Source organism: Streptomyces sp. NPDC088707 (assembly GCF_044752725.1).
Lineage (GTDB): Bacteria > Actinomycetota > Actinomycetes > Streptomycetales > Streptomycetaceae > Streptomyces.
This window is the reverse complement of sequence record NZ_JBIVLV010000005.1, coordinates 40,464-53,653: the sequence shown is the minus strand read 5'-3', so window position 1 is coordinate 53,653 and position 13,190 is coordinate 40,464. Positions and strand designations below refer to the sequence as shown.

Below are 13,190 nucleotides of genomic sequence, written 5' to 3'. Positions count from 1 at the left end.
GGCGACCCTGACGCGGACCCGGACGCATGCGCGGGACCACCCCGCCCGTCCGCACCCGATCAGGCGACCCCTGAAGCCACCCCGTACGCCAGCGCGGGACCGACCCGCCTGCCCGACCTGTTGAAAGCGCGCCGCCGACCATGCCCGTACGCCTCCGCCGTCGTCTCCCCCTGTCCCGCCGCAGGACCGTCTCCACCGCGGTCACGGCCGTCCTGGTGGGCGGCACCTTCGCCGGACTCCTGTCGGTGACCGGTGCGCCGAAGACGGCCGCGGCGCAGACGGCGACGCCGGACGGAAAGGTGCCCGCGACCCTGGCCCCCGCCGTCCCGCCCCGGGCCTCGGCCCCTTCGCCGGTCCCCATGGCCACCGGCCCGGACTCCCGGGACCCGGCCTCGGACCCCGGGACGCCCGGACGGACCCCGGCGTCCACCGCGCCCGGGGGGAACTCCGCCACCTCGGTCATGCAGATCGTGGCGCACCCGGACGACGACCTGTTCTTCATGAACCCGGACATATCCCAGACCATCCGCTCCGGCACCCCGCTGGCCGCGGTGTACCTGACGGCCGGTGAGTCCGACGGCGTCAACGCCCGCCCCCGCGACGCAGCGGCCGCCAAGGCCGACAAGGCCGCCTACGCCGAGGCCCGGCAGAACGGCATCCGGGCCGCGTACTCCGAGATGGCGACCGGCAGCCGGACCAGCCCCTGGGACCGGGTGGCGATTCCCACGGCCGGCGGCGGCCTGGCCGAGCTGGACACCCTGCGCGCCGACCCGAAGGTCAGGCTGGTGTGGCTGCAGATACGCGAGGCGGGGTCGACCAACCACTACCGCCCGAACAGTCTGAACGGCCTCTGGCACGGACTGATCGGCACGCTGGAGTCGCAGCGCTCCTCCGGCACCCCGGTCACCACAGACTTCCGGTACACCAAGGACGAGGTCGTGGCGACGATCGCCGGGCTGCTCGACCGGTTCCGGCCGACCTTCGTCCGGATGCAGGACCCGAGCCCCGGCACCGATCCGAAGACCGGGAAGATCCGCGACCACCAGGACCACCTGTACGGGGCGCGGTTCGCCCAGGCCGCGCTCGCCCGGTACGCGGAGCTGCCCGGACATCCGCGGGTCGGCGTGCAGAACTACCTCGGCTACCCCACCAGCGTCCTGCCGCACACGCTCGACCCCGAGACGGCGGACGACAAGCTGAGGACCCTGAAGACCTACGCCTGGCTCGACGGCGTCAACGACTGCGGGACGCCCGCCGGCTGCGGCGACCTGAAGGTGGCCGCGCGGCCCGCCGGACGCGGCTGGACCGCGACCGTGCGCTACGCCCGGGGCACCTCCACCTCCTGGGTGCAGCGGGACCGGGACGGCGGACTGCACGCGTTCGCCGTCCTCGACGGACAGCTCGCGGCCTGGCGGAAGCCGGCCGACGGCGGCGCCTGGAGCGGCCCGACGCTGCTGCCCGGCGGCGGCATGGACACCGGCGTCACCTCGGTGTCGCTGCCCGACGGCCGTATCGCGGTCTACGGCACCCGGACGCTCCTGGCCGGCGGCCCGGCCGGCTACCGCCGCGAGGTCGTGAGCACCCAGCAGGCGGTGCCGGGCGGCGCCTTCGGCCCGTGGCGCTCGCTCGGCAGCCCCGAGCGGAACGACGCGACCGGCACCTCCGACATCAGCGCGCCCGCCGTGACGGTGGGCGCCGACGGCCGCGCGACCGTGGTCCTGCGCGACAGCCTGCGCCGTCTGACCGCACGCGAGCAGGGCCCGGACGGCGGCTGGGGGCCCTGGCGGGTGCTCGGCGGCGTGGACGTGGTCGGCGACCCGGTCGCGGCGACGGACGGGAAGGGCCGCGGGTACGTCTTCGCGAGCACCGTGAAGACCGTTCTGGTATGGGCGCAGCACGTGCCCGGCGGCCCGCTCACGGGTCCGGCGCCGACCGCGCTCCCGCCGACGACCCTGGCGCTGAGCGCGAGCCCGGCGCCGGACGGCGACGGCGTACGGCTCTGGTTCCGCAAGCCGGCCTCCGGCGATCTGCGCAGCGCCGACTTCTCGGGTGTCGGCCCGGTCTCCCCGGTCACGGAGCTGCCCGGCGGTGTGGCGGGCTTCGGCCCGGTGAGCGGCGGCGACGGACTCCTCGCGGTCCGGTCCCGGACCGGCTTCCTGGCGACGGCGCCGCACGGCAGGACGGGGGCGGCGGCGCCCGCCTGGAAGCTGGAGAGGTTCCTGTTCGCGGGGGCTCCGGACGCGGGCAGGGACGGAGTGGCGGCGATCGGCCTGGACGGCCGACTGCACTGGACGCCGGCGCGGTCGGGAGCGCCGGCCGGGCAAGGAGTCGCGGCGGCCGAATGAGCCGCGGCGGGCGGACGGCCTGCGGCGGGCGGACGGGGTGGGGCCCGGCGCGCGGACGGCCTGCGGCGGGAGTGGGTCCCGGCGCGCCGATGAGTTTCCCGGGCCGGTCCGGTCGTTACCTGTGCACACCCACCGCACACGCGCGCGGCGGCACAGGCGACGAAGGGAACGGCGATGAACCCGCAGACCCCGCAGACGGTCCTCGACCCCCGGTACAGCGACGACAAGGCGGGCCCGGTCCCCTGGTCCGAGGCCGAGGCACGGCTCGCGGCGGCCGAGGTCTTCTGGCTGACGACCGTGCGCCCCGACGGCCGCCCCCATGTGACCCCGCTGATCGCCGTCTGGTCGGAGGGCGCGCTCCACTTCTGCACCGGCCCGGACGAGCGCAAGGCCCGCAACCTGGAGGGCAACGCCTCCGTGGTCCTGACGACGGGCACGCCCGCGCTCGGCGAGGGCCTCGACCTCGTGGTCGAGGGCGAGGCCACGCGGGTGACCGACGAGGACCGGCTGACGGCGCTCGCCGGGGCGTGGGCCGAGAAGTACGGCGAGGACTGGCGTTTCGAGGTGCGCGACGGGGCGTTCCGGGGGGACGGTGGTACGGCCCTGGTGTTCGCGGTCGCGCCCCGCACGGCCTTCGGCTTCACCAAGGGCGATCCCTTCGGACAGACCCGCTGGCGTTTCTGAGGAGAACCCCCGTGAACTGGACACTGGAAGTCGTCCCGGTCCCCGTCACCGACATGGACCGGGCGAAGGAGTTCTACGCCGGGAAGTGCGGCTTCGCCGTCGACCTGGACGACGCCGTGGCCCCGGGCGTGCGCGTCGTCCAGCTGACGCCGCCGGGCTCACGCTGTTCGCTCGCGCTGCTGAGCGGGATGCCGCCGATGCCGGGCACGAAGCAGATGGCCCCGGGCACCCTGCAGGGCCTGCAGTTCTGCGTGACGGACATCGAGGCGGCCCGGGCGGAGTTCGTCGGGCGCGGGGTGGAGGTCTCGGCGATCCAGCACGTGGGAGAGAAGGGCTGGGAGGCCGGCAAGGGCGGCACGTGGAACGCCTTCATGACCTTCGAGGACCCGGACGGAAACGGCTGGGTGGTCCAGGAGGCGCCGTCGGAGCTCTCGGAACGCTGACGGCGGCCACGTCCTGCGGCGTCCGGGGCCGAGCGCGCGGCGGCCGGTGGCGGGAACCTCGGCCGGATCGAGGTCGGCGCCGGGCTCCCCGCACATCTCCCGCGCGGCGATGTCGGAGAACCGCGCGGGGGACGGCGTTCCGGCGTGAACCGACACCGGCGCGGACGGTCCGTCACACCTAGAACCCCCGGTAGAAGTGCCGGAGCTGGTCGTCCTGCGCCACGCACGGCATCCCGGCGGCCTCCATCACCCGGTGGGACGCCGGATTGTCCAGGTCGGCGTCGCCCTTCACCCCGGAGACACCGGCTCGGCGGGCGATCTCGAGAAGCGCCCGCAGCGCCTCGGAGGCGTACCCGTTGCCGCGCGCCACGGGCACGAGCCCGTACCCCACGGTGACGACCCCGATCTCGTCGGGCGGCCCGTGGAACCCGATCCCGCCGACGGTGACGCCGCTCTCCGCGAGCCGTATCGCGTACGGCCGGAACACCCCCGGGTCGCCGCGCTCGGCGACCCCCCGCAGAAACCCGGTGGCCGAGCGGACGTCCCCGTCCCCGGGGTACCCCTCGCCCCACAGTTCCCCGGTCGCGGACTCCCGCGCGACGATGCGCTCGGCGTCGGCGACGGACAGCGGTCGGAGCAGGAGCCGCTCGGTGGCGACGGATTCGATCTTCACCGGGGCAGTGTGAACGGACACACCGCCCCGGGCAACGGATTAACGGACCGCCCTACAGCACCGGCAGGTTCTTCCGCAGCTCGAAGGCGGTGACCTCGGAGCGGTACTCCTCCCACTCCTGCTTCTTGTTGCGGAGGAAGAAGTCGAAGACGTGCTCGCCCAGCGTCTCCGCCACCAGTTCGCTCTTCTCCATCAGGGCGATCGCCTCTCCCAGGTTCTGCGGGAGCGGTTCGATGCCCATCGCCCGGCGTTCCGCGTCCGAGAGGGCCCAGACGTCGTCGTCGGCGCCGGCCGGGAGTTCGTAGCCCTCCTCGATGCCCTTGAGGCCCGCGGCGAGGAGGACGGCGTAGGTCAGGTACGGGTTCGCGCCCGAGTCGATGGAGCGGACCTCGACGCGCGAGGAGCCCGTCTTGCCCGGCTTGTACATGGGGACGCGGATCAGGGCCGAGCGGTTGTTGTGGCCCCAGCAGATGTACGAGGGGGCCTCGCCGCCCGAGCCCGCCGTGCGGGACGAGCCGCCCCAGATGCGCTTGTACGAGTTGACCCACTGGTTCGTCACGGCGGAGATCTCGCCCGCGTGCTTCAGCAGGCCCGCGATGAACGAGCGGCCGACCTTGGACAGCTGGTACTCGGCGCCCGACTCGTAGAACGCGTTCCGGTCGCCCTCGAAGAGGGACAGGTGGGTGTGCATGCCCGAGCCCGGGTAGTCCGAGAACGGCTTCGGCATGAACGTGGCCTGCACGCCCTGCTCCAGCGCCACCTGCTTCATCACCAGGCGGAAGGTCATGATGTTGTCCGCCGTGGAGAGGGCGTCCGCGTAGCGGAGGTCGATCTCCTGCTGGCCCGGGGCTCCCTCGTGGTGGCTGAACTCCACCGAGATGCCCATCGATTCGAGCATCGTGATCGCCTGGCGGCGGAAATCCATGCCCACGTTCTGCGGAGTGTGGTCGAAGTACCCCGAGTTGTCCGCCGGGGTGGGGCGGGTGCCGTCGAGCGGCTTGTCCTTGAGGAGGAAGAACTCGATCTCGGGGTGGGTGTAGAAGGTGAAGCCCAGGTCCGAGGTCTTGGCCAGCGCCCGCTTCAGGACGTACCGCGGGTCGGCGAAGGACGGCGATCCGTCCGGCATCAGGATGTCGCAGAACATCCGCGCCGTCCCCGGCGCCTCGGCCCGCCACGGCAGGATCTGGAACGTGCCCGGATCCGGCTTCGCGATCATGTCCGACTCGTATACGCGGGCGAAGCCCTCGATCGCGGAGCCGTCGAAACCGATGCCCTCGTCAAAGGCCTGCTCAAGCTCGGCGGGCGCCACGGCCACCGACTTGAGGAAGCCCAGCACGTCGGTGAACCACAGACGTACGAAGCGGATGTCGCGCTCCTCGAGCGTACGGAGCACGAATTCCTGCTGCTTGTCCATTTCCACACCCATCCTCGCTGGTCAGGCCGCCTGCTCCCACCGCCTCAGAGCACATCGGGGGGCACCTGAGCATCCCACCACATGGTTTCGCGCACGTTGCACACCCATAGTGCCTGCTCGGGTGTGACTCAGGTAACGCGAGAACGGCGGCGTCCGGCTCTCCGTCCGCCCCTCGGCCGCCCCCCGTCGGTACCGAGTGGTACCCCGTTCGGCCCACAGAGCCCCCGCGCCCACTACGATCTGCGCCCATGGGGGCCACACGGCTCGTACGCCCGTCCCAGCACGCGCGTCCCATGGCACTGGTGAGTGCCGTGGCGACGCTCCTCGCCGCGCTCTTCTTCTGCCTGGGCGCCGGACCCGGTCCCGAGAACCATCACGCGGGCACCGGAGCGAGGGCCGCGAGCGGGCCCACGGCCACCGGCACCACGGTCACCCCCGCGGCCACCGGGACCGTCGTCGAGTACGTCTGCCCGTACGACCGCGGTGGCTGCTCCCTCTTCCCCTCCCTCTCCCCCGCGGTGCTCAGCGCGCCCCCGCTCGACCCGCCGCTGCACGCGGCCGCCGGGGTCCCGCGCTTCGAGCCGCCGTCCGGCGACGGCGCCGCGCGCCGTTCCGGCGTCCGGCCGCGCGCGCCGGATCTGCACGTCCTTCAAGTTCTTCGGACATAGCGGCGGCGGGCGTCCCGCCCCGATCCGTCCACCCCCGAACTCCACCCCCATCCCTGAAGAAGGACGACATCACCATGGCCGCCAAGAGCTCCGCCAACGCCGACCGCCGCGCCCGAATAGAGGAGATGCGCCGCGCCGAGCAGGCCCGTGAGCGCCGCAACCGCCTCGTCACGATCGGTGTCTCGGGCGTCGTCGTCCTCGGCCTCGTCGGCTTCGGCACCTTCGTGCTGATGAAGAAGTCCGACGAGCAGGACAAGAAGGACGCGGCCGCGAAGGCCCCCATCACCGCGGAGAAGTCCTGGGACGCCGCGAAGCTCGGCCGCAACCACGTCGAGACGGCCGTGAAGTACGACATGAAGCCGCCGGTCGGCGGTGACCACCACCCGGTCTGGATGAACTGCGACGGCGTCGTCTACAAGAAGGCCATCGCCGAGGTGAACGCCGTGCACTCCCTGGAGCACGGTGCCGTCTGGGTGACGTACAACAAGAAGGCCGCGGCCGACGACGTGAAGAAGCTCGAGGACAAGGTCGGCAAGACCAAGTACACGCTGATGAGCCCGGTGGACGACCAGGCCGGCGCCATCATGCTGTCCGCCTGGGGCAAGCAGGTCACCGTGGACGACGCGAGCGACCCCCGTATCGACGCCTTCTTCACGAAGTACGTCCAGGGCCCGCAGACCCCCGAGCCGGGCGCCGCCTGCACCGGCGGGATCGGCCAGTGAGCCGGGTCGGCGAGGACGAGGCCGACGTCGACGCCGTACCGACACCCCCGGCCCGGCGGCCGAACCGGACGCAGTGGGCGGCGATCACCGCCGTCGCGCTCGCCCTGCTGTTCGCCGGGGGCGCCGTCACCGTCGCCTCCGCCGAGCGCGAGGAGGCACCGCGTACGCCGTCCTCGCTCTCCGCGGACGCCGGCTTCGCCCGGGACATGGCCGTCCACCACCAGCAGGCCGTCGAGATGTCGTTCATCGTCCGGGACCGCACCCAGGACGAGGAGGTGCGCCGTCTCGCGTACGACATCGCCAACACCCAGGCCAACCAGCGGGGCATGATGCTCGGCTGGCTCGACCTGTGGGGGCTGCCCAAGATCGAGTCCGGCGTCGAGCCGATGACCTGGATGGGCATGGGCGGCTCCGGCGACACCGGTCCGCTCGACGGGGCGCTCATGCCCGGCATGGCGACCAACGCGCAGCTCGACGAGCTGCGCGGGGCGAGCGGCCGGGAGGCCGAGGTCCTGTACCTGAAGCTCATGACCGAGCACCACAGGGGCGGGGTCCACATGGCCGAGGGCTGCGTCCAGAAGTGCTCGGTGGAGATCGAGCGCGGTCTCGCGCAGGGCATGGTCGACGCCCAGAAGTCCGAGATGCTGCTGATGGCGGACATGCTCAGGAAGCGTGGCGCCTGACGACCCGGGTCGCTGACCCGACGGCCCCCGTGACCCGCCGCGGTCGCGGGGGCCGTGTCGTCCGCCGACAAGTCGCGGCGGCCGGGCCGCGCGCCGAGAATGGATGGGGCTCGGGGACGTACGTGTGACCACGTCCGACGAAAGGTACGCAGCCCATGACCACGGCGAAGGACATCATGCACCCCGGGGCCCAGTGGATCCCGGCTCACGAGACGCTCGACCGCGCAGCGCAGCTGATGCGCAACCTGAACGTCGGCGCGCTGCCCATCGCCGACGAGAGCGAGCGGCTCTGCGGCATCATCACGGACCGCGACATCGTGGTCGGGTGTGTGGCCATGGGCCACGACCCCTCGAAGGTCACCTGCGGCGAGATGTCCAAGGGCACCCCGCGCTGGGTCGAGTCGGGCGCGGACGTGGGCGCGGTCCTGGAGGAGATGCAGAGCAACCAGATCCGGCGGCTGCCCGTCATCGAGGAGAAGCGGCTCGTCGGCATGATCAGCGAGGCCGACCTGGCCCAGCACCTGTCGGACGAGCAGCTCAAGGGGTTCTGCGAGAGCGTCTACGCGCCTTCCTGACCGGTCGGTCTTCCTGACCGGTCGGTCTTCCTGACGGGTCGGTCTTCCTGACCGGAGCGACCGCGGGATCACGGTCGCAGGATCACGGCCGCGACCTCTTCCGGGCGGTCCTTCATGACCAGATGGCCCGACGGCACGGCCGCCTCGTAGCGGGCGGCCAGCCGTCGGGCCAGCGCGCGTTGGCGCCGTTCCCAGCGGGCCGAGCCGTCGGGGGCGGCGAGGACGGTGACGGGGAGGCCCGGCGGGAGCGGGTGCGTGGCGCGCAGGGCGAGGAGTTCGGCCGCGACGGCTCCGTAGTGGGCGTTCTCCCAGAGGGTGCCGCGCAGGACGCGTGAGGTGCGGTAGACGCGGTGGACGAGGGCGGCGGGGGCCGGGTCGCGGCGGACGGCCGCACGGCGCACCGCGGGGCCGAGGGCGGCCGGGACTCCGGCGGCGGACAGGACGGCGCCGAGGACGCGGGCGACGGCCCCCGGGGACGGGCCCACCCGGGGGCGCTCCTCCACCGACGAGTCCACGAGCACGAGCGCGGTGGTCCGGTCCGGGTGGAGCCGGGCGAAGGCCTCGGCGTGGAATCCGGCGATCGAGTGCCCGACGACGGCGGCGGGGCCCGGGAGCCCCAGCGCGTCGAGGAGCGCGGCGATCCGGTGGGCCTCGCCGGCGGCGGTGGGCGGGCCGGCGGCGGGCTGGGAGAGGCCGTGTCCGGGGCGGTCGAAGCGGACGACCGTACGGTGCGGGGCGAGGAGCGGGACGACCGGGTCCCAGTCGAACCAGCTCATTCCGAGCCCCGCGCTCAGGACGCAGACGGGACCCGAGCCCTCGACGACGACGTGGTGGGCCACGCCGTCGACGCGTACGAAGGCGGGCTGTCCGGTCATCGCTCCTCCTCCGGGGCGGGGCGGGACGTGGCGAGTTCCTCCTCCGCGGCGGGGCGGGAGCCGGCCGACTCCTCCTCCGGGGCGGGGCGGGACGTGGCGAGGGAGTACGCCAGGACCGCGAGCCACACCGCCACCAGGAGCACCTGGAGCCGCTGGCCGGCGCCGAGCGCCCAGGCGCCCTCCCCCGCCTCGAAGGCGGCGACGGCCGCGAGGGTCCAGACGGTGGCGGCGAGCCCCAGGGCCACCACGACCGGGCCGGTACGGGCGAGGGGCCGCCACCGGCCGTACCGGCGGGCGGCCACGGTCAGCGCGACGAGGGCGACGAGGGCGCCGGTCATGGCGAGACCGGAACTGACGGCATGGGCCGTATGGGTGGCGGGCACGAGCCCGGCGGTCTCGCGCGCGGCGCACGCGGGGTCGACGGTCGCGGCGCAGCTCAGCGGGAGGCGCGAGTCGGCGACGGTGGCGGCGCCGAAGAGGGCGAGCGCGCCCCACCCGAGGACCGCCCAGGGCTCGCGGACGCGCCACCGCACCCGGCCGGACCCGGGGGCGCCCGCGTGACCGGCCTCCGGCGTCCCCGCGTGACCGGACCCCGTGGGCCCCGGGCGCCTCGTCCCCGCCCGCCCCAGCGCCGCCCCCGCCAGGACGAGTACCCCCGACACCAGGTCGCTCGCGCGGAAGAAGGTGCCGAACGGCTGGTCCGAGGCCGCCAGTTCGGAGACGTACGTCCGGACCGGGTCGAGTCCGGTGCGCAGGACGGCTTCGAGGACCCACGCGGTGTACGCGAGCGCGCCGAGGGCCAGCAGGGCGGCCGAGGCTCGCGTCACGTTTCCGGGCATAGTGGGTCTGACGCTACGGCGTGCCGGAGGGTTGCCGGTGCCCGGGGTGGATCCGGACCGGCCCTGGCGGGTGGTCAGTGACCGTCGTGGGAGTCATGAGAGCCATGATCGATCGGGCGGGGCGGGGGCGCACGCCCGGCGGGAGGAACGGGTCACGGCCCGTTTCCCAGGACATCGCGTCGGTCTGACGATTACACTGGCGGGGTGCCTCAACTACGCCTCGCCCTGAATCAGATCGACTCGACCGTCGGAGACATCGCCGGGAACGCCGAGGCGATCGTGCACTGGACCCGGCACGCCGCCGGGCAGGGCGCGCATCTCGTCGCGTTCCCCGAGATGGCGCTGACCGGATACCCCGTCGAGGACCTCGCGCTGCGCTCCTCGTTCGTCGAGGCGTCGCGGGCGGCCCTGCGCGGTCTCGCCCGCCGGCTCGCGGACGAGGGCTTCGGGGAGGTGCCGGTCGTCGTCGGCTATCTGGACCGCTCCGAGCGGGCGGAGCCGAAGCTCGGCCGGCCGGCCGGTTCGCCGGAGAACGCCGCCGCCGTGCTGCACCGGGGCGAGGTGGTGCTGCGTTTCGCCAAGCACCACCTGCCGAACTACGGCGTCTTCGACGAGTACCGCTACTTCGTCCAGGGCGACACCCTGCCGGTCGTCCGGGTCCACGGGGTCGACGTGGCCCTGGCGATCTGCGAGGACCTGTGGCAGGAGGGGGGCCGGGTCCCGGCGGCCCGTCACGCGGGGGCGGGGCTGCTGCTGTCGGTCAACGCCTCGCCGTACGAGCGGGACAAGGACGACACGCGCCTCGAACTGGTCCGCAGGCGGGCCCGGGAGGCCGGTTGCGTGACCGCGTACCTGGCGAGCACCGGCGGCCAGGACGAGCTGGTCTTCGACGGCGACTCGATCGTGGTGGACGCGGAAGGCGAGGTGATCGCGCGGGCACCGCAGTTCGTCGAGGGCAGCGTGATCCTGGACCTGGAGCTGCCGGCGGCCGAGGCCGGGGCGCCGGAGGGCCTGGTGAACGACGGGCTGACGATCGACCGCGTGGTCCTCTCGGAGGAGCCGCTGCCGGCGTACGAGCCGGAGCTGACGGGCGGTTACGCGCACCGGCTGGACGATGAGGAGGAGGTGTACTCGGCGCTGGTCATCGGGGTCCGGGCGTATGTCGCGAAGAACGGTTTCCGCTCGGTGCTCGTCGGTCTCTCCGGGGGCATCGACTCGGCGCTCGTCGCCGCCATCGCCTGCGACGCCCTCGGCTCGGAGAACGTGTACGGGGTGTCGATGCCCTCGAAGTACTCCTCCGACCACTCGCGCGGCGACGCCGCCGAGCTGGCCCGCCGCACCGGGCTCCACTTCCGCACGGTGTCGATCGAGCCGATGTTCGACGCGTACATGGGAGCGCTCGGCCTCACCGGCCTCGCCGAGGAGAACCTCCAGTCGCGGCTGCGGGGCACGACGCTGATGGCGCTCTCCAACCAGGAGGGCCACATCGTCCTCGCCCCGGGCAACAAGTCCGAGCTGGCGGTGGGCTATTCGACGCTGTACGGCGACTCCGTCGGCGCGTTCGGGCCCATCAAGGACGTCTACAAGTCGACCGTGTTCCGGCTGGCGCGCTGGCGCAACCGGGCGGCCGAGGAGCGCGGCCAGACCCCGCCGATCCCGGAGAGCTCGATCAGCAAGCCGCCGAGCGCGGAGCTGCGCCCGGGGCAGATCGACACGGACTCGCTGCCGCACTACGACACCCTGGACGCGATCCTGGCCCTGTACGTGGACCAGGACCGGGGCCGGGACGAGATCGTGGCCGCCGGCTTCGACGAGGAGCTGGTCACGAAGACGCTGCGGATGGTGGACACGGCGGAGTACAAGCGGCGCCAGTACCCGCCGGGCACCAAGATCTCGGCGAAGGGCTTCGGCAAGGACCGGCGCCTGCCGATCACGAACCGCTGGCGGGAGACGACGAGCTGATTCGCTTCCCGGCAGCGGGGGGACCTTCGGCGAGGGGGCTTTGCGCGACGACGCGCGAGGCCCCCTCCGCCGTACCCCGGTCGCGGTCGAGGAGGCCCGCCACCGCCGCGATCGCCAGGCCCACCACCGTGAGGCCCGCGCCGACCAGGGCAGGCGAGGTCCAGCCCCAGCCGGCGGCGACGGCGGCACCGCCCGCCCAGGCGCCGCCGGCGTTGGCGAGGTTGAAGGCGGAGTGGTTGGAGGCGGAGGCGAGCGTCGGGGCGTCCTTGGCCTTGTTCATGACCAGCATCTGGAGCGGGGTGGTGGTCATGAAGCCGACGGCGCCGAGCACCACGACCGTGACCAGGGCCAGCCAGGGCACGTGGATCGTGAAGCGGAAGGCGACCAGGGCGAGGACGAGGGCGGCGAGCGAGCCGTACAGCGTCGGGCGGAGTGCCCGGTCGGTCAGCGGGCCCGCGGCGAGCGCCCCGCCGGTCATGCCGAGGCCGAAGAGGGCGAGGACCACGGTGACGGTGGAGTCGCCGAAGCCCATCACCTCGGTGGTCATCGAGGCGAGGTAGGAGTAGACGGCGAAGACGCCCGCGAAGCCGAAGACGGCGGTGAGCAGACCGAGCAGCACCTGCGGGCGTCCGAGCGCGCGCACCTCGCGGCCCAGGCTCTGCCGCTCGTCCACGGGGATGTGCGGCACGAGGCGGGCGAGCGCGGCCATGGCGAGCAGACCGATGGCGGAGACGACGAGGAAGGTGGCCCGCCAGCCGAGGTGCTGTCCGAGCAGGGTCGCGGCGGGTACGCCCAGGATGTTGGCGACGGTGAGGCCGAGGAACATCGTGGCCACCGCCCGCGCCTGGCGGCCCTCGCGCACGAGCCGGGCGGCGACGACCGCGCCGAGCCCGAAGAACGCGCCGTGCGGGAGTCCGGCGAGCACCCGGCCGGCGATCAGCCAGCCGAAGCCGGGGGCGAGCGCGGAGGCCAGGTTGCCGACGGTGAAGAGGGCCATGAGCAGGAGCAGCATCCGCTTGCGCGGGACGCGGGAGCCGAGGGCGGTGAGCAGCGGGGCGCCGATGACGACGCCGATCGCGTACGCCGAGACGAGGTACCCGGCGGTGGGGACGGAGGTGCCGAGGTCGTCGGCGACCTGGGGGAGCAGGCCCATCATCACGAATTCGGTGGTGCCGATGCCGAAGGCGGAGACGGCGAGCGCGAGCAGCGCCAGGGGCATGGGGAGGGCCTTTCCTGAAGATAGTTCTTCTACGGAACAAAGGCTCTCAGATGTTTTCTTCCCGGCGGCTTCCGGGGAGTGAAGAGGA

The 13,190-nt window shown here is 73.2% G+C and carries 13 protein-coding genes; 8 read left to right on the top strand and 5 right to left on the bottom strand.

Translation table 11 applies throughout. The annotated features are described in order from the left end of the window. The first annotated feature begins 140 nt into the window (after window positions 1-140). The 3 genes from ACIP84_RS16750 (at window position 141) to ACIP84_RS16740 (ending at window position 3,472) form a co-directional block, all read left to right on the top strand. The gene (locus ACIP84_RS16750; protein WP_401798404.1) at window positions 141-2,345 is read left to right on the top strand and encodes a PIG-L family deacetylase; all 2,205 of its coding nucleotides are present in this window, start codon (window positions 141-143) and stop codon (window positions 2,343-2,345) included. A 174-nt stretch (window positions 2,346-2,519) separates the two neighbouring features. After that, entirely contained in the window at window positions 2,520-3,029 is a 510-nt protein-coding gene (locus ACIP84_RS16745) for a pyridoxamine 5'-phosphate oxidase family protein (RefSeq protein WP_355964673.1), read from the top strand. An 11-nt stretch (window positions 3,030-3,040) separates the two neighbouring features. Next, window positions 3,041-3,472 carry a VOC family protein gene (locus tag ACIP84_RS16740; protein ID WP_355964672.1) on the top strand — a complete coding sequence of 144 codons (432 nt, stop codon included), beginning with the start codon at window positions 3,041-3,043 and terminating at the stop codon, window positions 3,470-3,472. A 178-nt stretch (window positions 3,473-3,650) separates the two neighbouring features. Here the strand turns inward: ACIP84_RS16740 and ACIP84_RS16735 are convergent, their stop codons facing one another. Beyond that, window positions 3,651-4,145, bottom strand: a complete 495-nt coding sequence (locus ACIP84_RS16735) for a GNAT family N-acetyltransferase (RefSeq protein ID WP_355964671.1) — start codon at window positions 4,143-4,145, stop codon at window positions 3,651-3,653. A gap of 52 nt (window positions 4,146-4,197) precedes the next feature. Beyond that, window positions 4,198-5,559 (bottom strand): glutamine synthetase family protein, encoded by a 1,362-nt coding sequence (locus tag ACIP84_RS16730; protein ID WP_015033133.1) that lies wholly within the window; start codon window positions 5,557-5,559, stop codon window positions 4,198-4,200. A 248-nt stretch (window positions 5,560-5,807) separates the two neighbouring features. Between ACIP84_RS16730 and ACIP84_RS16725 the strand changes: the two genes are divergently transcribed. The 4 genes from ACIP84_RS16725 (at window position 5,808) to ACIP84_RS16710 (ending at window position 8,207) form a co-directional block, all read left to right on the top strand. Further along, complete coding sequence (locus ACIP84_RS16725; RefSeq protein ID WP_401798403.1) at window positions 5,808-6,227, top strand: hypothetical protein; 420 nt, start codon at window positions 5,808-5,810, stop codon at window positions 6,225-6,227. Between the two features lie 74 nt (window positions 6,228-6,301). After that, window positions 6,302-6,949 (top strand): DUF3105 domain-containing protein, encoded by a 648-nt coding sequence (locus ACIP84_RS16720; RefSeq protein WP_355964669.1) that lies wholly within the window; start codon window positions 6,302-6,304, stop codon window positions 6,947-6,949. An 83-nt stretch (window positions 6,950-7,032) separates the two neighbouring features. Further along, window positions 7,033-7,632, top strand: a complete 600-nt coding sequence (locus ACIP84_RS16715; protein ID WP_355964725.1) for a DUF305 domain-containing protein — start codon at window positions 7,033-7,035, stop codon at window positions 7,630-7,632. Window positions 7,633-7,787: 155 nt separating this feature from the next. Next, entirely contained in the window at window positions 7,788-8,207 is a 420-nt protein-coding gene (locus tag ACIP84_RS16710) for a CBS domain-containing protein (protein WP_355964668.1), read from the top strand. Between the two features lie 68 nt (window positions 8,208-8,275). On the opposite strand, the gene ACIP84_RS16705 is transcribed toward ACIP84_RS16710, so the two are convergent. Together ACIP84_RS16705 and ACIP84_RS16700 are read right to left on the bottom strand one after the other, a co-directional pair. Beyond that, complete coding sequence (locus ACIP84_RS16705; protein ID WP_401798402.1) at window positions 8,276-9,082, bottom strand: alpha/beta fold hydrolase; 807 nt, start codon at window positions 9,080-9,082, stop codon at window positions 8,276-8,278. Continuing rightward, window positions 9,079-9,921 carry a DUF998 domain-containing protein gene (locus ACIP84_RS16700; RefSeq protein ID WP_401798401.1) on the bottom strand — a complete coding sequence of 281 codons (843 nt, stop codon included), beginning with the start codon at window positions 9,919-9,921 and terminating at the stop codon, window positions 9,079-9,081. The genes ACIP84_RS16705 and ACIP84_RS16700 overlap by 4 nt, the downstream gene beginning before the upstream one ends. Window positions 9,922-10,125: 204 nt before the next feature. Here ACIP84_RS16700 and ACIP84_RS16695 point away from each other — a divergent pair, with 204 nt between their 5' ends. Continuing rightward, the gene (locus tag ACIP84_RS16695) at window positions 10,126-11,883 is read left to right on the top strand and encodes an NAD+ synthase (RefSeq protein ID WP_401798400.1); all 1,758 of its coding nucleotides are present in this window, start codon (window positions 10,126-10,128) and stop codon (window positions 11,881-11,883) included. Here the strand turns inward: ACIP84_RS16695 and ACIP84_RS16690 are convergent. Continuing rightward, window positions 11,852-13,102, bottom strand: a complete 1,251-nt coding sequence (locus ACIP84_RS16690; RefSeq protein ID WP_401798399.1) for an MFS transporter — start codon at window positions 13,100-13,102, stop codon at window positions 11,852-11,854. The two genes, ACIP84_RS16695 and ACIP84_RS16690, sit on opposite strands and share 32 nt — an antisense overlap. Between the last annotated feature and the right edge of the window lie 88 nt (window positions 13,103-13,190).

Coding starts and splice junctions, on each gene's coding strand:
- ACIP84_RS16725 (WP_401798403.1), top strand. CDS start 5,808: ATGGGGGCCACACGGCTCGTACGCCCGTCCCAGCACGCGCGTCCCATG.
- ACIP84_RS16705 (WP_401798402.1), bottom strand. CDS start 9,082: ATGACCGGACAGCCCGCCTTCGTACGCGTCGACGGCGTGGCCCACCAC.
- ACIP84_RS16700 (WP_401798401.1), bottom strand. CDS start 9,921: ATGCCCGGAAACGTGACGCGAGCCTCGGCCGCCCTGCTGGCCCTCGGC.
- ACIP84_RS16730 (WP_015033133.1), bottom strand. CDS start 5,559: ATGGACAAGCAGCAGGAATTCGTGCTCCGTACGCTCGAGGAGCGCGAC.
- ACIP84_RS16690 (WP_401798399.1), bottom strand. CDS start 13,102: ATGCCCCTGGCGCTGCTCGCGCTCGCCGTCTCCGCCTTCGGCATCGGC.
- ACIP84_RS16720 (WP_355964669.1), top strand. CDS start 6,302: ATGGCCGCCAAGAGCTCCGCCAACGCCGACCGCCGCGCCCGAATAGAG.
- ACIP84_RS16710 (WP_355964668.1), top strand. CDS start 7,788: ATGACCACGGCGAAGGACATCATGCACCCCGGGGCCCAGTGGATCCCG.
- ACIP84_RS16745 (WP_355964673.1), top strand. CDS start 2,520: ATGAACCCGCAGACCCCGCAGACGGTCCTCGACCCCCGGTACAGCGAC.
- ACIP84_RS16750 (WP_401798404.1), top strand. CDS start 141: ATGCCCGTACGCCTCCGCCGTCGTCTCCCCCTGTCCCGCCGCAGGACC.